The 16,957-nt window shown below is 60.7% G+C and carries 15 protein-coding genes; 8 read left to right on the forward strand and 7 right to left on the reverse strand.

What is annotated here, in order from left to right:
• Positions 1-27: 27 nt before the first annotated feature.
• Positions 28-912, reverse strand: coding sequence for a LysR substrate-binding domain-containing protein (locus GTU76_RS21435; protein ID WP_180699530.1), 885 nt, complete (start codon positions 910-912; stop codon positions 28-30).
• A gap of 157 nt (positions 913-1,069) precedes the next feature.
• Here GTU76_RS21435 and ydiJ point away from each other — a divergent pair, with 157 nt between their 5' ends.
• Positions 1,070-4,096: a D-2-hydroxyglutarate dehydrogenase YdiJ gene (gene ydiJ / locus GTU76_RS21440; protein WP_180699531.1), complete on the forward strand. Its 3,027-nt coding sequence runs from the start codon at positions 1,070-1,072 to the stop codon at positions 4,094-4,096.
• On the opposite strand, the gene GTU76_RS21445 is transcribed toward ydiJ, so the two are convergent.
• Positions 4,029-4,715, reverse strand: a complete 687-nt coding sequence (locus GTU76_RS21445; RefSeq protein ID WP_175554612.1) for a paraquat-inducible protein A — start codon at positions 4,713-4,715, stop codon at positions 4,029-4,031. The two genes, ydiJ and GTU76_RS21445, sit on opposite strands and share 68 nt — an antisense overlap.
• Entirely contained in the window at positions 4,712-5,308 is a 597-nt protein-coding gene (locus GTU76_RS21450) for a paraquat-inducible protein A (protein WP_016983027.1), read from the reverse strand. The genes GTU76_RS21445 and GTU76_RS21450 overlap by 4 nt, the downstream gene beginning before the upstream one ends.
• A gap of 218 nt (positions 5,309-5,526) precedes the next feature.
• On the opposite strand from GTU76_RS21450, the gene GTU76_RS21455 reads away from it, so the two are divergent.
• The gene (locus tag GTU76_RS21455) at positions 5,527-6,696 is read left to right on the forward strand and encodes an acetyltransferase domain-containing protein (protein ID WP_180699532.1); all 1,170 of its coding nucleotides are present in this window, start codon (positions 5,527-5,529) and stop codon (positions 6,694-6,696) included.
• 4 nt (positions 6,697-6,700) lie between these two features.
• Here GTU76_RS21455 and GTU76_RS21460 read toward each other — a convergent pair whose 3' ends face one another.
• Entirely contained in the window at positions 6,701-7,591 is an 891-nt protein-coding gene (locus GTU76_RS21460; RefSeq protein ID WP_180699533.1) for a LysR family transcriptional regulator, read from the reverse strand.
• A 130-nt stretch (positions 7,592-7,721) separates the two neighbouring features.
• Here GTU76_RS21460 and GTU76_RS21465 point away from each other — a divergent pair, with 130 nt between their 5' ends.
• Positions 7,722-8,552 carry an oxidoreductase gene (locus GTU76_RS21465; protein WP_180699534.1) on the forward strand — a complete coding sequence of 277 codons (831 nt, stop codon included), beginning with the start codon at positions 7,722-7,724 and terminating at the stop codon, positions 8,550-8,552.
• A gap of 120 nt (positions 8,553-8,672) precedes the next feature.
• On the forward strand, positions 8,673-10,217 hold the full coding sequence (locus tag GTU76_RS21470) for an MFS transporter (RefSeq protein WP_180699535.1): 1,545 nt from the start codon (positions 8,673-8,675) through the stop codon (positions 10,215-10,217).
• A 157-nt stretch (positions 10,218-10,374) separates the two neighbouring features.
• Here the strand turns inward: GTU76_RS21470 and GTU76_RS21475 are convergent, their stop codons facing one another.
• Positions 10,375-11,766: an aldehyde dehydrogenase family protein gene (locus tag GTU76_RS21475; protein ID WP_016983032.1), complete on the reverse strand. Its 1,392-nt coding sequence runs from the start codon at positions 11,764-11,766 to the stop codon at positions 10,375-10,377.
• A gap of 103 nt (positions 11,767-11,869) precedes the next feature.
• Between GTU76_RS21475 and ptrR the strand changes: the two genes are divergently transcribed.
• From ptrR to GTU76_RS21490, 3 genes are all read left to right on the forward strand, one after another.
• Positions 11,870-12,748 carry a putrescine utilization regulator PtrR gene (ptrR, locus tag GTU76_RS21480; protein WP_045122799.1) on the forward strand — a complete coding sequence of 293 codons (879 nt, stop codon included), beginning with the start codon at positions 11,870-11,872 and terminating at the stop codon, positions 12,746-12,748.
• Between the two features lie 83 nt (positions 12,749-12,831).
• The gene (locus GTU76_RS21485; RefSeq protein ID WP_016983034.1) at positions 12,832-13,512 is read left to right on the forward strand and encodes a M24 family metallopeptidase; all 681 of its coding nucleotides are present in this window, start codon (positions 12,832-12,834) and stop codon (positions 13,510-13,512) included.
• 153 nt (positions 13,513-13,665) lie between these two features.
• Positions 13,666-14,094, forward strand: a complete 429-nt coding sequence (locus GTU76_RS21490) for a TOBE domain-containing protein (protein WP_025111546.1) — start codon at positions 13,666-13,668, stop codon at positions 14,092-14,094.
• A gap of 59 nt (positions 14,095-14,153) precedes the next feature.
• Here the strand turns inward: GTU76_RS21490 and GTU76_RS21495 are convergent, their stop codons facing one another.
• Both GTU76_RS21495 and GTU76_RS21500 read right to left on the reverse strand, forming a co-directional pair.
• Positions 14,154-15,722, reverse strand: a complete 1,569-nt coding sequence (locus GTU76_RS21495) for an aldehyde dehydrogenase (NADP(+)) (protein ID WP_180699536.1) — start codon at positions 15,720-15,722, stop codon at positions 14,154-14,156.
• A complete protein-coding gene (locus tag GTU76_RS21500) occupies positions 15,719-16,357 on the reverse strand; it encodes a cysteine hydrolase family protein (RefSeq protein ID WP_180699537.1) in 639 nt (212 codons plus the stop codon). Before GTU76_RS21500 ends, GTU76_RS21495 begins: the two co-directional genes overlap by 4 nt.
• 98 nt (positions 16,358-16,455) lie before the next feature.
• Between GTU76_RS21500 and GTU76_RS21505 the strand changes: the two genes are divergently transcribed.
• Positions 16,456-16,953, forward strand: coding sequence for a winged helix-turn-helix transcriptional regulator (locus tag GTU76_RS21505; protein WP_180699538.1), 498 nt, complete (start codon positions 16,456-16,458; stop codon positions 16,951-16,953).
• The last annotated feature ends 4 nt before the right edge of the window (positions 16,954-16,957 follow it).

Here is a 16,957-nt window from a genome sequence, read left to right on the forward strand (position 1 = left end):
TGCTCGCGAAGGGGGCGACTCATTCCTTCAGAGTGTATGCACCAGCCAATCCCGAAACGCTTTCAGTGACGGCAAATTCTCATTGCGCGGCGGATACACCAGGTAATAGCTGCGCCGACTGGTAATCGGTTCGCCCAATTGCAGCAATTCACCGCTGAGCAACTCATCCTCCACCAGAATTCGCGGCACCAGCCCCACACCAATATTCGTCCGCACCGCCTGAATCAAGTGCGAGGTCATTTCAAAACTCGGCCCGATGCGCATGCTGCGGTGCGGCAAACCGTGATGGCTGAACCATTCCGCCCACGCCTGCGCATTGCTGCTGACATTGAGCAACAGTTGCCCGGCGATGTGTTGTTCGGCGTCGTCGCGCTCAGCATCGGACAGTTGCGCACTGGCGATCACCACCAGTTCCTCGGTGTGCAAGGGCAGGGCCGTCAGCCCTGGCCATTCACCGCCACCGACGCAGATCGCCGCATCGATTTCGCTGGTATCGAAGTCGATTGCTTCGATCCGCGAATGCAAATGCACGGTCATGCCCGGGTGCGCGGTGTAGAAATCCTTGAGTCTCGGCAACAGCCATTTCGAACCGAACGTTGGCAGCGTCGCCAGGCGCAAGCTGTGAATGCCCGAGCCAAACGCCATGGCCTGCAAGGTCGCGCTGCGAATCTGCCCGAGCGCTTCGGCGAGTTCGCGTTGATACATGCGCCCGACATCGGTGAGCACCACTTGCCGACCTTCGCGAGTGAACAAACGCATGCCGAGCATCTTCTCGAGAATCTGCACCTGACGGCTGACCGCACTCTGCGTCAGCGACAATTCATGAGCGGCGCGGGTGTAGCTTTCATGGCGCGCGGCGGCCTCGAAGGCCAGCAGTAACGACATGGAAGGGGTGAGCGTGCGCGGATTCATTCGTAAAAGTCATCAATAGCGGGTCGAATTTACGGTTGTCCCGGCGTTCGCCAGCAATGAACATGGGCACCATGAGATGGCGGAGCCTGACGCAATCATTCGTTGCGTACAACTGTTTACCGCCACACGGCCCGATTTGACCGAGATGACCTGACCGATGATTGCCCAGCTGTCCTCCACCAAAGCCCTGACCAGCGATTACCAGCAGTTCCTCCAAGCCCTGAAAGACAGCGGCTTTCGCGGTGAAATCAGCGCTGACTACGCCAGCCGCGTGGTGCTGGCGACCGACAACTCGATCTATCAGCGCCTGCCGCAAGCGGCGGTGTTTCCGATGGACGCCGAGGACGTGGCGCGAGTGGCACGACTGATCGCCGAACCGGCGTACCAACAAGTGGTGATTACTCCGCGCGGCGGTGGCACCGGCACCAACGGCCAATCGCTGACGGACGGCATCGTCGTCGATCTGTCGCGGCACATGAACCGCATCCTCGAAATCAACGTAGAGGAACGCTGGGTGCGCGTGCAGGCCGGGGTGGTCAAGGATCAGCTCAACGCTGCGCTGAAATCCGCTGGGCTGTTCTTCGCCCCGGAACTGTCGACCTCCAACCGCGCCACCGTCGGCGGCATGATCAACACCGACGCCAGCGGCCAGGGCAGTTGCACTTACGGCAAGACCCGTGATCATGTGCTTGAGCTCGATATGGTCCTGCGCGGCGGCGAGCGTCTGCACGGTTTGCCCCTTGAGGAAACTGAGCTTGAAGCGTTGTGCGCCCGCGAAGATCGCGTCGGTGAGGTCTATCGTTGCGCACGGCAGATCATTGATGAGCAGGGCGAGCTGATCAAAGAGCGTTTCCCCGATCTCAACCGTTGCCTGACCGGTTATGACTTGGCGCATCTGCGTGAGGCGGACAACCGTTTCAACCTCAACAGCGTGCTGTGCGGTGCTGAAGGCTCGTTGGGTTTTGTCGTTGAGGCGCGGTTGAATGTGTTGCCGATCCCCAAACACACGATGTTGGTGAACATCCGCTACGCCGGGTTCATGGACGCCTTGCGTGATGCGCGGGCCTTGATGGCGCTCAAGCCGCTGTCGATCGAAACCGTCGACTCGAAAGTGTTGTTGCTGGCGATGCAGGACATTGTCTGGCACGGCGTCGCCGAGTATTTCCCGGAAAGTGCCGAGCGCCCGACGCTGGGGATCAACCTGGTCGAGTTTTGCGGTGATGATCCCGAAGATCTGCAGCGCCGTGTCGAGGCGTTCGTCGATCACTTGAGCAGCGACCGCACGGTCGAACGTTTTGGCCACACGCTGGCGGTCGGCCACGCAGCGGTGAGCAAGGTCTATGGCATGCGCAAACGTGCGGTAGGCCTGCTCGGCAACGTCGCCGGGGAAGCGCGGCCGCAGCCGTTCGTTGAAGACACGGCGGTGCCGCCGCAGCACCTGGCCGAGTACATCGCCGAGTTGCGCGACCTGCTCGACAGCCACGGTTTGCAGTACGGCATGTTCGGTCACGTCGATGCAGGCGTGCTGCACGTGCGGCCGATTCTCGACATGAAAGACCCGCAGCAAGCCGCGCTGGTACGTCCGGTGTCCGATGGCGTTGCCGCGCTGACTCAGCGTTATGGCGGCCTGTTGTGGGGCGAGCACGGTAAAGGTCTGCGCTCGGAATACTCACCGGCATTCTTCGGTGAGTTGTATCCGGCGCTGCAAGCGCTGAAAGCTGCATTTGACCCGTTCAACCAGTTCAATCCGGGCAAGATCGCCACGCCGGCTAACACCGATGCGGTGCTGCTGAAAATCGATGAAGTCACTTTGCGCGGAGAACTCGATCGGCAGATCGACGAGAAGGTTTGGCAAAGCTACGGCGCCGCGATGCACTGCAACGGCAACGGCGCCTGCTACAACTTCGACCCTGATGACGCGATGTGCCCGTCGTGGAAAGCCACCCGCGAGCGTGCGCAATCGCCCAAGGGCCGGGCTTCATTGATTCGTGAGTGGCTGCGTTTGCAGGGCGAGGCGGGCGTTGACGTATTGTCCGATGCCATTCGCAAGCCTGCGTTTTTCAGCTCGTTGTGGCAGCGCTGGCGCAACAGCCGTGCACAGTCCGAGGATTTCTCCCACGAAGTCTACGACGCCATGGCCGGTTGTCTGGCGTGCAAATCCTGCGCGGGGCAGTGTCCGGTGAAGGTCAATGTGCCGGAATTTCGTTCGCGCTTTCTCGAGCTGTATCACAGCCGTTATCTGCGTCCGGCGCGGGATTATCTGATTGCTTCGCTGGAGTACAGCATTCCGTACATGGCGCGGATTCCGGCGCTGTACAACGGTTTGATGGGCGCTTCGTGGGTGCGCGGCCTGCTGGAAAGGGTCGGCGGCATGATCGATGTGCCGTTGCTCAGTCGATTCGATTTTCACGCTGCGATGCGCCGTTGGCAGGTGCAGCCAGCGACGGTGTCGACCTTGTCGGCGCTGACCCCGGCGCAACGCGAGCGCAGTGTGGTCATCGTGCAGGACGCGTTCACGCGTTACTTCGAAGCGCCGTTGCTGGCGGATCTGGTCGAACTGATTTCACGTCTGGGTTATCAGGTGTATCTCGCGCCGTTCAGCGCCAACGGCAAGCCATTGCATGTGCAAGGCTTCCTCTCGGCGTTCAACCGCGCGGCGTTGCGCAACGCTCGGCAGCTGCGTGAATTGGCGGATGTGGGCGTGCCGTTGCTGGGCCTCGATCCGGCGATGACGCTGGTGTATCGCCAGGAATACCTGAAAGTGCCGGGCATGGAGCAATGCCCGGAAGTGGCACTGGTGCAGGAGTGGTTGCTCAAGGTGATGCCAGAGCAGGCGGCGCAGGATAAAACCGCAGCGTTCCGACTGCTCGCCCATTGCACCGAGAAAACCAACGCCCCGGCCGCGACCCGGCAGTGGGAACAGGTGTTCGAACGCGCAGGATTGAAGTTGGCGACGCAAGCCACCGGTTGCTGCGGCATGTCCGGCACGTATGGCCACGAGGCGCGCAATCGTCAAACCTCAGCGGTGATCTACGAGCAGTCGTGGGCACGTCAGATAGACGCGCCGGCAGAGCAGGGCGAAGCACTGGCCACGGGGTATTCCTGCCGCAGTCAGGTCAAGCGCCAGTCGGATCAGGCACTGCGCCATCCGTTGCAGGTGCTGCTTGAGGTTCAGCGTCGCTGAGGGATTCGTCCGTGTCCGTGTCCCAGATCAGGCGCGGATCGAAACTCATCGCCGCGAGCATGGTGAACACCACGACCAGGCCGAAAAACAGAATGCCCGGTCGCGGCTCGATATCGCCCAGCGCCTGAAACTTCACCAGTGCTGCGACCAGCGCCACCACCAGCACGTCGAGCATCGACCAATAGCCGATCAGCTCGACGAAGCGGAACAGTTTCGAGCGCTCTTTGCGCGCCCAGGCGCTGTCGCGCTGTACGGTCATCAACAGCAGCGTGAGGGCCACGAACTTGACTCCCGGCACCGCGATGCTGGCGATGAAAATGATCAGCGCAATGTCCCACGCGCCGTGTTCCCAGAACTCCAGCACGCCACTCATGATCGTGCTGTCGGCGCCGCTGCCGAGCATGGTGGTGTTCATCACCGGCAGCAGATTGGCCGGCACGTAAAACGCTAGCGCCGCGAGCATGTAGGCCCAGGTGCGCGCCAGTGAATTGGTCTTGCGCCGGTGCAGCGGCGCGTCGCAACGCGGGCACTCGTGCGGCTCGTCGGTCATGTCGCAAGCCAGCCCGCAGCTGTGGCACAGGCACAGATTGAGTTCGCTGGCAGTCGGTGGCCGTTTCATAGAATGTCCCAGAGGTCGCGGATATCGCGACCGGCAATCCTGATCATCATCAAGCTGAGCACCGCTAGCGCAAACAGGCCGATGCCGGGCAACACATCGAGCAATCCGGCCAGTTTGAACACCGCCACCATCGCTCCCAACAGACAAACTTCAAGCATGCTCCATGGCCGCAGGGTTTCCAGCCAGCGCATGCACAGCTTGAAGCCCGGAGCACGTCGCGATGACAGCGCGAAGCTGAGCACCCAGACCAGCAGCACCAGTTGAAACGCCGGGGCAATGATGATCGAAATCGCCGCGACCATCGCCATAAAGGTGATTGGCCCCTGACTCAGCGCCAGCACCGAATCCCACAGTGTCGCGCTGTTTTTCAAGCCTTTGAGGCTGATGCTCATCACCGGGTAGAAGTTGGCAAACAGCCACAGCATCGCAGCGGTGAAGGTCAGGGCCAGACGCTGCTCGACGGTCAAACCGTTGAAGCGCTGCAGTACGCCGCCGCAACGCACACACGAGGTTTTCTGGTGTTTGGCCAGCACGGCTTTTTCGTACACGCAGTCGCAGTGCTCGCAAATGATCAGGTGTTGGGTGTTGACCATGGACAACGCTCGACAGCAAGCCGCAGGGGCAGGGGACTTGATCACTATAGAAGCCTGAGGCTATTGGGCAAATTGCGCGGCTGGATCAACGAAGATTTTTTTGAGAATCACTATCGATTGAGCTTGGGTTTCTGTTGTTTGTTGTTATAAGGTAACGCAAATTTTCAGGGGTAGCCCTTATGGGCACCCGGTGTTATCCCTTCGATTGCGAAACGCCCATGACGATTGTGCTTCCTCCTTCTGCCCCGTTGACCACTGGCCGGCTGCTGTCCATTGATGCCCTCAGAGGCTTGGTGATTCTGTTCATGCTGCTCGACCACGTGCGCGAAACCTTTTTGCTGCATCGCCAGGTCAGCGACCCGATGGACATTGCCAGCACTGAACCGGCACTGTTTTTCACTCGTACCCTGGCGCATCTGTGCGCGCCGGTGTTTGTGCTGCTGACGGGATTGTCGGCGTGGTTGTTCGGCGAAAAGTACGCGGGCAAGGCCGATGTCAGTGCGTTTCTGTTCAAGCGCGGTCTGTTTCTGGTGGTGCTGGAGTTCACGCTGGTGAACTTCGCGTGGACCTTCCAGCTGCCGCCGAGTGTGATTTATCTGCAAGTGATCTGGGCGATCGGTTTGAGCATGATCGCCTTGTCGCTGCTGGTCTGGCTGCCGCGCTGGCTGCTGCTGACGTTGAGCCTGACGATCATCGCCGGACACAACCTGCTCGACGCGGTGCACTTTCCAGTGGAGTCGGCGCTGCATGTGCCGTGGGCGATTTTGCATGATCGCGGCTGGATCGACGTCAGCGACACTCTGCGTCTGCGCACCTCCTATCCGTTGCTGCCGTGGATCGGTGTGATCGGCCTGGGTTATGCGCTGGGGCCGTGGTTTGCTCGCGGCGTTGAAGCGGGTTTGCGTCAGTGGCAACTGCTGATCGCGGGGAGCGCAGGACTGCTTGGCTTTGTCGGGTTGCGGCTGATCAACGGCTATGGCGAAAAACCATGGGCCGTGGGCGACACGTCGGTGCACACCCTGATGAGCTTTTTCAACATCACCAAGTACCCACCGTCGTTGCTGTTTATCGCGCTGACCGTGAGCGCCGGGCTGTTGCTGCTACTGGCATTCGAACGCTTGCAGGATCGTCGCTGGATTCGCTGGCTGACCGTGTTCGGTTCGGCGCCGATGTTTTTCTACCTGCTGCACCTGTACACGTTGAAGGTTTTGTACCTGATTGGCGTGGCCTTGTTCGGGCTGAATCAGGGTAGCTATTTCGGATTCTCCTCGGTGGTGGCGATCTGGCTGGCAGCAGTCATTCTGGCGATCGGGCTGTTCCCGGCCGTGCGCTGGTTCTCTGCGTTGAAGGCTCGTCGCCGTGACATCGCCTGGCTGAAGTATCTGTAAACGCCTAACGCCGGTTGCGCACGAAGTCGATAAACGCCTTCAGCGCTGCCGGCACATGACGGCGGCTCGGGTAGTACAAGTGCAGGCCCGGATAGTACGGGCACCAGTCTGCCAGCACTTGCACAAGGCGCCCGCTGACGAGGTGTTCGCTGACCATGTCTTCGAACACATAGGCCAGGCCCAGCCCTTGCAGCGCGGGCCCGACCATCAGGCTGACATCGCCGAGGGTCAGCGGGCCGTTGACCTCGATTTCCTGGGCGATGCCGCCGCGTTCGAGTTCCCAGCGGTACATCGAACCGCTGGGGTAGCGGTGGCGGATGCACGGCAGTCCGTGCAGGTCCTCGGGTTTTTGCGGTGCCACATGGCGTTCGAAAAACGCGGGGGAACCGACCACCACTGAACGCATTGTCGGGCCAATTGGCAGCGACACCATGTCGGCTTCCAGACGATCGCCGAAGCGCACGCCGGCATCGAAACCGTTGGCGACGATATCCAGCAACGCATCGCTCTCGACCACTTCCAGACGAATGTCCGGATACACCTGCAAAAACTCACTGGCAATCGGCAGCAACACCAGTTCGCAGGCTTGCCGCCCGCAGGTGATGCGCAGATTGCCTGAGGGTTTATCGCGGAAGTGATTGAGGTCTTCCAGCGCATCGTCGATGTCGCGAAAGGCTGGTTTCAATCGCGTGTACAGGCGCTCGCCAGCCTCGGTCAACGCCACGCTGCGGGTGGTGCGATTGAACAGGCGCACACCAAGACGGTTCTCCAGCGCCTTCACCGAATGGCTCAGCGCGGAAGGGGTCAGGCCGAGTTCGATGGCGGCTTTACTGAAGTTCAGGTACTGCGCGGTGCACAGGAAAACGGTGAGATCCGCCGCCGAAGGTGATTTCATCTGTGAATGCCTTTCACAAAGTCATGCAAAATTGTTGGGATTATCGCATCAGTAGCACGGCTTTAAAGTCGCATCAACTTATCAAACAGGCCCGGCACCCACGTCAGGGTTTCTAACAGGAGAAGTTGTGATGCGTACCTGGTTCATTACTGGTGCTTCCCGTGGTTTTGGCATTCTCATCGCCGAGCAGGCCCTGCGTTCCGGTGACGCGGTCATCGCTACCGCGCGTAACCCGCAAGACATCACCGATCGTCTCGGCGACCAGCCGAACCTGCTGGCGGTGCGTCTGGACGTCACCCGCGAAGACGAAGCGCATCAGGCCGTTGCCGCAGGGATCAAACGCTTCGGCCGGATCGATGTGCTGATCAACAATGCCGGTTTTGGTGTACTCGGCGCGGTGGAAGAAACCAGCGCCAGCGAGACCGAGCGCTTGTTCGCGACCAATGTGTTCGGCCTGCTCAACGTCACTCGCGCCGTGTTGCCGCATATGCGCGCACAACGCAGTGGCCGGGTGATCAACATCTCGTCGATCGGCGGCTATCAGGCGTATATGGGCTGGGGCGTTTACGGCTCGACCAAGTTCGCCGTCGAGGGCATCACCGAAGCGTTGCATCAGGAACTGGCACCGCTGGGCATTCACGCCACGGTGGTCGAGCCGGGCTTCTTCCGCACGGATTTCCTTGATGAGCAATCGCTGATCAAGACCGCGTTGGTGCTGCCGGACTACGACGAAACCGTGGGCAAGATGCGCGTGTTCGCCGAAGCGGCCAATCATGCACAACCGGGTGATCCGCTGAAGTTTGCCGAGGCGATACTGGCGCTGGTCAATGCACCGAACCCGCCGCTGCGACTGGCGCTGGGTAGTGACACGGTTGCGCGGATCGAGGCGAAGAATCGGCTGGTGGCGCAGGAGTTGGAACAGTGGCAGGTATTGGCGCGGTCGACCGACTTCAACAACTGAACGCCAGAGCTGTGAGAGCGAGGCCGCTCGCTCTCATTGTCACCGTCTGCAAACGTCGGTGGATTTTTCACGCCTTATCCGCTGCGTAATGCAGCTTATTGATCCTCAAAGGATGGAATGATGAACGCTATGACTCAGCCGCACGGAGCGCGCGACAAGTTGCTCATACTGGCGGCCGTTTGCCTCTCGGCACTGGTCTTGCCGTTAAGTTTTACTGGCGGCGCGGTGGCGACACCAGCCATCGGCCGTGACCTGGGCGGCAGCCCGGTGGCGCTGACCTGGATCACCAACGCGTTCATGTTGTCGTTCGGCAGTTTGCTGATGGCCGCCGGCGCATTGGCTGATGTGTATGGACGCAAACGCCTGTTCACCTTCGGCATGCTGCTGTTTACCGTCGCCTCGATCGCGCAGAGTCTGGCGCCTTCGGTGTTCTGGCTGGATGTGCTGCGCGCCGTTCAAGGCGTGGCGGGAGCGGCGGCGCTGGCCAGCGGCTCGGCGGCGCTGGCGCAAGAGTTCGAAGGGCATGCCCGGACCCGGGCGTACAGCGTGCTCGGTACAACGTTCGGCATCGGTCTGGCGTTCGGACCCTTGATGGCCGGGGCGTTGATCGAGGCCTTCAACTGGCGGGCGATTTTTGTCTTTACGGCGTTGATCGGTGTGATCGCGATGGTCTTCGGTCTGCCGCGTATGCGCGAAACCCGTGACCCGGATGCCAAAGGGCTGGACTGGCTGGGCACGGTGCTTTTCAGTGCGATGCTGGCGCTGTTCACTTTCGGCCTGATCCAGGCGCCGGACAGTGGCTGGGAAAGCCCGCTCGTGATCGGTTTGCTGGGCGCTTCGGCCGTGTTGCTGGCAGCTTTCGTGATCGTCGAAATGCGTGTCGAACGGCCGATGCTCGATCTCACCCTGTTCCGTTATCCGCGATTCATTGGCGTGCAGATGCTGCCGATCGGCACCTGTTTTTGCTACATCGTGCTGGTGGTGATGTTGCCGCTGCGCTTCATCGGCGTTGAGGGCTTGAGCGAGATCGACGCCGGCCTGCTGTTGCTGGCGTTGTCGGCGCCGATGTTGGTGGTACCGATGCTGGCCGCTTCGCTGGCGCGCTTTGTATCCGCTGGGATTTTGTCCGGCGCCGGGTTCCTGATTGCCGCTGTGGGCCTGCATTGGCTGAGTCTGTACAACGTCGGTGAGGCGAAATTCGCGCTGGTGGTGCCGATGCTGCTGATCGGTATTGGCGCCGGCCTGCCGTGGGGGCTGATGGATGGTTTGTCGGTCAGCGTCGTGCCGAAAGAGCGCGCAGGCATGGCAGCGGGCATCTTCAGCACCGTGCGGGTGGCGGGTGAGGGCATTGCCCTGGCGATTGTCGCCGCAGTACTGGCGTCACTGCTCCACGCTGATCTGTCGAGTGCCGTGCACGTGGTGGCGGGTAGCGCCGAGGCGTCGCTGATTGCCGAGACCGCGCACCGGGTGACCACGGGTGATATGGCGCATGCGATCAACACCGTGCCAGGTCTGGCCAATGAACGTCTGGTGCAAGGTTATGCGTCAGCGTTTCAATATCTGCTGCATATCCTGACGGTCATCACACTAGTGTCGGCGGCGGTGGTGCTGGGTTTGTTGAGCAAAGATCGCAGCGTCGCCGAGCCACAACAGGCCGCCGCGTAAACCCACTGTGGGGGCGAGCCACCTATTTTCAATCTGTCTCCGAATCCCTGTGGGAGCGAGCTTGCTCGCGAAAGCGGTGGATCAGCAACAGACTTGTTGGCTGACACGCCGCAATCGCGAGCAGGCTCACTCCTACAAGGGATGTCTTGTGTCTGGATTATTTGCGATCCAGCCACACCGTCTGCGCATTGCAGAATTCGCGCACGCCGAAGTGCGAGAGCTCACGGCCGAAACCACTCTTCTTTACACCGCCAAAGGTCACGCGTGGATCGCTGGCGGAGTAGCCGTTGATGAACACGCCGCCGGTGTCCAGTTCGCTGGTCAGTTGCTGGGCCAGTGCCACGTTGGCGGTGTAAATGGTTGCGGTCAGGCCGAATTCGCTGTCGTTGGCCAGTGCCACGGCATGCGCGCAATCGCGAGCGCTGATGATCGACGCGACCGGGCCGAACAGTTCCTGTTTGAACGAGGTCATGCGGTCGGTGACATCGGCCAGCACGGTCGGCTCGTAATAGTTGCCCGGGCCTTCGGACTTGCCGCCGCCGAGCAGCAGGGTGGCGCCTTCTTCCAGGGTGTCGCGCACTTGCTGGTCGAGCTCATCACGCAGGTCGAAGCGTGCCATCGGACCGATGTAGGTCTCGGCGGACAGCGGATCACCGACCTTCAACTTGCGCGTGGCTTCGACGAATTTACGCGTGAATTCTTCGACCACGCCTTCTTCGATGATCAGCCGTTTGGCTGCTGCGCAGACCTGACCGGAGTTCTGGTAGCGACCGATCACAGCGGCTTGCACCGCTTCATCCAGATCGGCGTCGTTGAGCACGATGAACGGGTCGGAACCGCCCAGCTCCAGCACGCATTTCTTCAATGCGGCACCGGCCTGAGCGCCGATGGCCATGCCGGCACGCACGCTACCGGTCAGGGTCACGGCGGCGATACGCGAGTCGGCGATGGCAGTGGAAACGCCTTCCGGGGTGACGTTGATCACTTCAAACACGCCATCGGCGAAACCGGCGCGGGTGAAGGCGTCGCGCAGCAGATAGGCGCTGCCCATCACGTTCGGCGCATGTTTGAGCACGTAAGTGTTGCCGGCGATCAGCGCCGGTACGGCACCGCGCAGCACTTGCCAGATCGGGAAGTTCCACGGCATTACCGCGAGGATCGGGCCGAGCGGACGGTATTCGATGCGCGCCTTGCCGCCTTCAACCTGGGTCGGTTCAGCGTCAAGCATGGCCGGGCCATTCTCGGCGTACCACTCGCAGAGCTTGGCGCATTTCTCGATTTCACCACGGGCCTGAGCAATCGGCTTGCCCATTTCCAGGGTGATCATGGTCGCCATGGCATCGCTGGTTTCACGCAGCGCGCCAGCGAGGGCGCTCAACAAGCGCGAGCGATCTTGCAGCGGCTTGCGCTTCCACTTGCCAAAGCCATAGGCGGCGCGGGTCAGCGCAGCGTCAAGGGCAGAGGCGGATTCAAACGCGTAGTGACCGATCTGCTCGCCGGTGGCGGGGTTGATCGACATGGCGTGGGTCTGGCTGGAAATCTGGCTCATGGCATCGTCCTGCATGTTCGTCGGATGGGCTTAGAGTAGGGTGGTGTTTATTTTCTGGAAACTGAATAATAAAGATCGTTTCTTTCACGATTGGAGAATGACTGTGGATCTGGTGCAGCTGGAAATCTTCAAAGCCGTTGCCGAACACGGCAGCATCAGCGCCGCCGCCGCGCAGATTCATCGCGTGCCATCGAACCTGACCACGCGGATCAAGCAGCTTGAGCAGGATCTGGGCGTCGATCTGTTTATTCGCGAGAAAAGTCGTCTGCGCCTGTCGCCGGCGGGGTGGAGTTTTCTTGAGTACGCGCGGCGGATTCTCGACCTGGTGCAAGAGGCGCGCGCCACCGTGGCGGGCGAAGAACCGCAAGGCGCGTTTCCTTTGGGGTCGCTGGAAAGCACGGCGGCGGTGCGCATTCCCGAATTGCTCGCGGCGTATAACCAACTTCATCCGAAAGTTGATCTGGACCTGTCCACCGGGCCCTCCGGGACGATGATCGACGGCGTGCTCTCCGGGCGTCTTGCGGCAGCATTCGTCGACGGCCCGGTGCTGCATCCGACGCTGGAAGGCGTACCGGCCTTCGAAGAAGAAATGGTCATCATCGCGCCACTGAATCACGCCCCGGTACAGCGTGCAGCGGATGTGAATGGCGAGAATATTTACGCCTTCCGCTCCAACTGCTCCTACCGTCATCACTTCGAAAAATGGTTCAGCACCGACGCCGCTGTGCCCGGAAAAATCTTCGAAATGGAGTCCTACCACGGCATGCTCGCCTGCGTCAGCGCCGGCGCCGGACTGGCGCTGATGCCGCGCAAAATGCTGCAGAGCATGCCCGGCAGTGCCACGGTCAGCGTTTGGCCTTTGGCGGCGGACTTTCGTTATCTGACCACCTGGCTGGTGTGGCGGCGGGGCACGGTGTCGCGCAGTCTGAGCATGTTTGTGCGCTTGCTCGAAGAGCGCGGTGTGGTGCGTGCAGAAGAGTAATTGACACGTTGTGTCATGGCTGTATCTTTATCGGCGTTTCGCAATATAAAAAACTATACAGCGCAGCCATGAGGAACAAGCAAATGACCACAGCCCTGAGCGAAAAAGCAGTTCTGAGCGGCAAAGAAGCCGTTGGCGAAGGTTTTGTGCTGGAGACCATGCGCCATGCCCAGCAATTGACCTGGAAGGCCGTCGACGCCATTGCTGCGGTGATCAAGCCGGGCATGCTCGAGTCCGAAGCGACGACGCGCGGCAAGGAAATCCTCGCCGAACTGGGCATGGACCGGATCTGGCATCCGCTGTTGATCCGCTTCGGTGCCAACACGCTCAAGACCTTCAAGCAACGTTCCGACGGCGATCCGGTGTTGGGCGAAGAGGATATTTTCTTCATCGATATGGGCGTGGTCTGGCAGGGCCATGAAGGTGATGCGGGCGCGACTTACACCACCGGTTCTGATCCGGAAATGATCGCTTGCGCGGCAGCCTCGAAAGAACTGTTCGATCGGGTCGAAGCCTTCTGGCGTCAAGGTGTTTCCGGGGTGGAGCTTTATCGCTATGCCAGCGATCAGGCCGAGGCGATGGGCTGGGTGTTGAACCTGAATATCAAGGGCCATCGGGTCAGCGATTTTCCTCATGCGATTCACCGGGGCGGCGATCTGGGTGACTTCGATCAGGCGCCGCATGCTGGCGTGTGGATTCTGGAAATACAGATCGCTCACCCGTCGCGGCTGTTTGGCGCGTTTTACGAAGACTTGCTCATCTAGCGCGTCAGCGTGCTGCTAAAGTCTGGAGTCGATGCATGGGTTTACGTGCAGGCGTGACAACCGGGCGCAGCGCTGTAGTTGTTTTTATATAGCGCCAACTTCGATGATGCACGCCGTTTCCTAACTCCAAAGTCAAAAAACAGGACGTCCATCATGAAAGTCAGTGCACGCAACGTATTCAAAGGTCAGGTCAGCCAGGTTCAGGCCGGCGCGGTCAACGCCGAGGTGGTTTTGACCCTGGCTGGCGGTGAGCAACTTGTGGCGGTCGTGACCATGGAAAGCATCAAAAACCTCGGCATCGCCGTCGGCAAAGAAGCCGTCGCGCTGGTCAAGGCGCCATGGGTCATGCTGATGACCGAATCCAGCGACATTCGCCTGTCGGCGCGCAACTGCCTGGAAGGTAAAGTGCTGAGCGTGACCGATGGCGCGGTCAACGCCGAAGTGGTCATCGAGCTGGCCGGCGGTTCAAAGGTTTACTCGATCGTGACCCGCGATGCCGTTGCTGAACTGGGCCTGGCCAAAGGCGTCAGCGCCACGGCTGTGATCAAGGCTTCGCACATCATTCTGGGTGTGCCGGCCTGACTGATTTTGCAATAAAAAATGCCGGGCTCTTGAACAGGAGGCCGGCATTTTTTTGCCTGTCAAAACGCCCCGTCGATACTGCGTGGCACGTTCAGCGGATTACCTTCGCGCAACACCTCTGGCAATAACTCATCCGGAAACCCCTGATAAGCCACGGGCCGCAAGAAGCGTTCGATCGAGGTCATGCCGACCGAAGTGAAGCGGCTGTCCGAAGTCGCCGGAAACGGGCCGCCGTGCACGGTGGCAAAGGTCACTTCCTGTGGGTGGGCGAAGGCGTTGACCACGATGCGTCCAGTGCGGCGTTCGAGAATCGGCAGCAGGCGCCGCGTCAATCCCAGATCGCCACTTTCAAGTTGAATCGCCGCGCTGAGCTGTCCCTTGAACGAACGGGCGACTGCCAGCAGCTCGGCTTCATCACTGACCGATACCAACAGTGCCGACGGGCCAAACACTTCGTGGGCCAACCCCGGTTCGCTGAGCAATTGGTGTCCCTCGACTTCCAGCAACGCAGCACGTCCGGCGAACGTGGCATCGGCTGGCGTGCCTGCCGCGATCACCTGCGCTCCGGCACGCTCCATCACCATCAGGCCTTCGACGTACGCGCCGTGAATGCCCGGCGTCAGCATCGTCCGCGCCGGTGCCGCGCTGACCCGTGTGCGCATGGCGCTGCGCAGCTCATCAAACCCCGCACCGCGGATGGTGATCAGGATCGATGGGCACAAACAGGCCTGGCCGACGTTGACCAGCATCCGTTCGATAAAGCCGTCGCCGATTTCGGCGCCGCGAGCCGCCAGTGCCTCGGGCAGGATAAAGGTCGGGTTGACGCTGGTCATTTCGGTGAACACCGGGATCGGATCGGGGCGCAATTGCGCGCGGCGGTAGAGCGCCATGCCACCCGGTTCGGAGCCGGTGAAGGTCACAGCCTTGATCAACGGATGATCGACCAGCGCTTCGCCAATGGCATTGCCGCCACCGCGCACCATTGAAAAAACACCTTCGGGTAAACCCTGCGCCTGCACGGCTTTGCGAATGGCCCGCGCCTGGATTTCCGAAGCGCCGGGATGCGCGTTGTGCGCCTTGAGAATCACCGTCGCCCCGGCCGCCAGCGCGGAGGCGGTATCGCCGCCCGCCACCGAGTAGGAGATCGGGAAGTTGCTCGCGCCGAAAATCGCTACCGGACCGATGGCGATTTTCTGCAGACGATGATCCATCCGTGGACGCGGTTGGCGCTCGGGCTGCGCGGGGTCGATCGCCAGTTGCAGGAAACGGCCCCTGCGCACGACATCGGCGAACTGGCGGAACTGGGTTGCCGCTTTCGCGGCTTCGCCTTCGAGCTGGGCTTGCGGTAGTCCGGTTTCCAGCGCAGCGCGTTCGGCCAGTTCGCTACGTACTGCGTCGAGGTTGTCAGCGATGCTCTCGAGGAACGCGGCACGTTCGGCCAGCGAGGTGTGGCTGTAGCGGTCGAATGCCGCATCGGCGAGTATCGCTGCCTGGTCAACCTGCGCGGCACCACCGAAGGCGAAGTCCGGTTCAATCAACTGATTGCTGGCCGGATTCAGCGCTTTCATCGTGCCTTCGGTGGCGGCAACATCCGCCGCGCCGATCAGCAAATGGCCGGTGAGACTCATTGCGCTTCACCTTGGGATTTGAGGTTGGCAATCAGTTCGTCAGTGCTGGCAATCACGTGAGCGAATGTCGGGCCGTTGAGTTCGTGGGCGGCGTGCATCATTTCCTCTTTGAAGGCGGCGGTCGCGTCCCGCACCAGCGTCACGTGGTAGCCCAGTTCCGAGGCATAGCGCGCGGTGGCTTCGATGCAAGTGTTGGCCAGCAGGCCGACGATGATCACGTGGGTTACGCCTTGTTGTTTCAGGCGAAAATCCAGATCAGTGTTGGCGAAACCACTGGAGCCCCAGTGTTCCTGAACCACAATGTCGCCCTCTTGCGGGGCGAAATCCGGGTGCCATTCACCGCCCCATTCGCCACGGGCAAAGTGGTGCATGTGCATGATCTTGCACTGAGTCGGGGTCGGGTGATCCCAGTTTTCGTAGTCGCCTTTTTCCCAGCGGTGATGGGGTACGATGACCACCGGAATGTTCAGGTCGCGCACGGTGCGGTCGAGTTTGCGCAGATTATCAAGCAGGCCATTCTGCTCGGCCATCGGTTTGATCAGCGGGAAGATCTTGCCGCCGTCGGAGAGAAAATCGTTGTACGGATCGACGAGTAGATAGGCGGTTCTGTCCAGCGGATAGGAGGTATTTGACATGGCGGCTTGCTCCGGCAATGGGATGATCGGTGCACAGGGCTTGTCCCGGCATCGTGTAGATATGATAATCATAGTAACTGTAAAAGAGGCAAGCCCTGATGGCAGTAAACGATAGTCTTCCCGACACGCTGTGCCCGATCTCCCGGGCCGAGACGATCGTCGGCGACCGCTGGACGGTGCTGGTTTTGCGCGAGTTGTTCATGGCCAATCATCGCTATGACGAAATTCAGGCGCAGACCGGCGGTACGCCGCAAATGGTCGCCGCGCGTCTGAAATGTCTGGAAGCGGATGGGCTGGTTGAGCGGCGCTTGTACAACGAGCGGCCGAAACGCTACGAGTATCACCTCACGGCGAAAGGCGAGGCGTTCTACCCGGTAATCATTGCGCTGCGGGCGTGGGGAGAGACCTGGTGCAAAGCACCGGAGGAGGGGCTGGCGGTGAACATGACCCATAAGAACTGCAACCACAGCGCCGGTCTCGGGCCGCTGTGCGAGCACTGCGGTGAAGCGTTGCGTCGGCAAGATCTGATCAGCCAGCCACAAGCAGCCTACGCCGCCGAACGGCTGGCGCGACATGAGGCGTTCAAAGGTAAATAAGCTC

The sequence above is a fragment of the Pseudomonas crudilactis genome (assembly GCF_013433315.1).
GTDB lineage: Bacteria > Pseudomonadota > Gammaproteobacteria > Pseudomonadales > Pseudomonadaceae > Aquipseudomonas > Aquipseudomonas crudilactis.

Bases quoted from the DNA above. Each gene is read 5' to 3' on its own strand.
- GTU76_RS21455 (WP_180699532.1), top strand. From the start codon at position 5,527: ATGACGATTGTGCTTCCTCCTTCTGCCCCGTTGACCACTGGCCGGCTG.
- GTU76_RS21445 (WP_175554612.1), bottom strand. From the start codon at position 4,715: ATGAAACGGCCACCGACTGCCAGCGAACTCAATCTGTGCCTGTGCCAC.
- GTU76_RS21465 (WP_180699534.1), top strand. From the start codon at position 7,722: ATGCGTACCTGGTTCATTACTGGTGCTTCCCGTGGTTTTGGCATTCTC.
- GTU76_RS21460 (WP_180699533.1), bottom strand. From the start codon at position 7,591: ATGAAATCACCTTCGGCGGCGGATCTCACCGTTTTCCTGTGCACCGCG.
- GTU76_RS21490 (WP_025111546.1), top strand. From the start codon at position 13,666: ATGAAAGTCAGTGCACGCAACGTATTCAAAGGTCAGGTCAGCCAGGTT.
- GTU76_RS21505 (WP_180699538.1), top strand. From the start codon at position 16,456: ATGGCAGTAAACGATAGTCTTCCCGACACGCTGTGCCCGATCTCCCGG.
- GTU76_RS21500 (WP_180699537.1), bottom strand. From the start codon at position 16,357: ATGTCAAATACCTCCTATCCGCTGGACAGAACCGCCTATCTACTCGTC.
- GTU76_RS21495 (WP_180699536.1), bottom strand. From the start codon at position 15,722: ATGAGTCTCACCGGCCATTTGCTGATCGGCGCGGCGGATGTTGCCGCC.
- GTU76_RS21485 (WP_016983034.1), top strand. From the start codon at position 12,832: ATGACCACAGCCCTGAGCGAAAAAGCAGTTCTGAGCGGCAAAGAAGCC.
- GTU76_RS21435 (WP_180699530.1), bottom strand. From the start codon at position 912: ATGAATCCGCGCACGCTCACCCCTTCCATGTCGTTACTGCTGGCCTTC.
- GTU76_RS21470 (WP_180699535.1), top strand. From the start codon at position 8,673: ATGAACGCTATGACTCAGCCGCACGGAGCGCGCGACAAGTTGCTCATA.
- GTU76_RS21450 (WP_016983027.1), bottom strand. From the start codon at position 5,308: ATGGTCAACACCCAACACCTGATCATTTGCGAGCACTGCGACTGCGTG.
- ydiJ (WP_180699531.1), top strand. From the start codon at position 1,070: ATGATTGCCCAGCTGTCCTCCACCAAAGCCCTGACCAGCGATTACCAG.
- GTU76_RS21475 (WP_016983032.1), bottom strand. From the start codon at position 11,766: ATGAGCCAGATTTCCAGCCAGACCCACGCCATGTCGATCAACCCCGCC.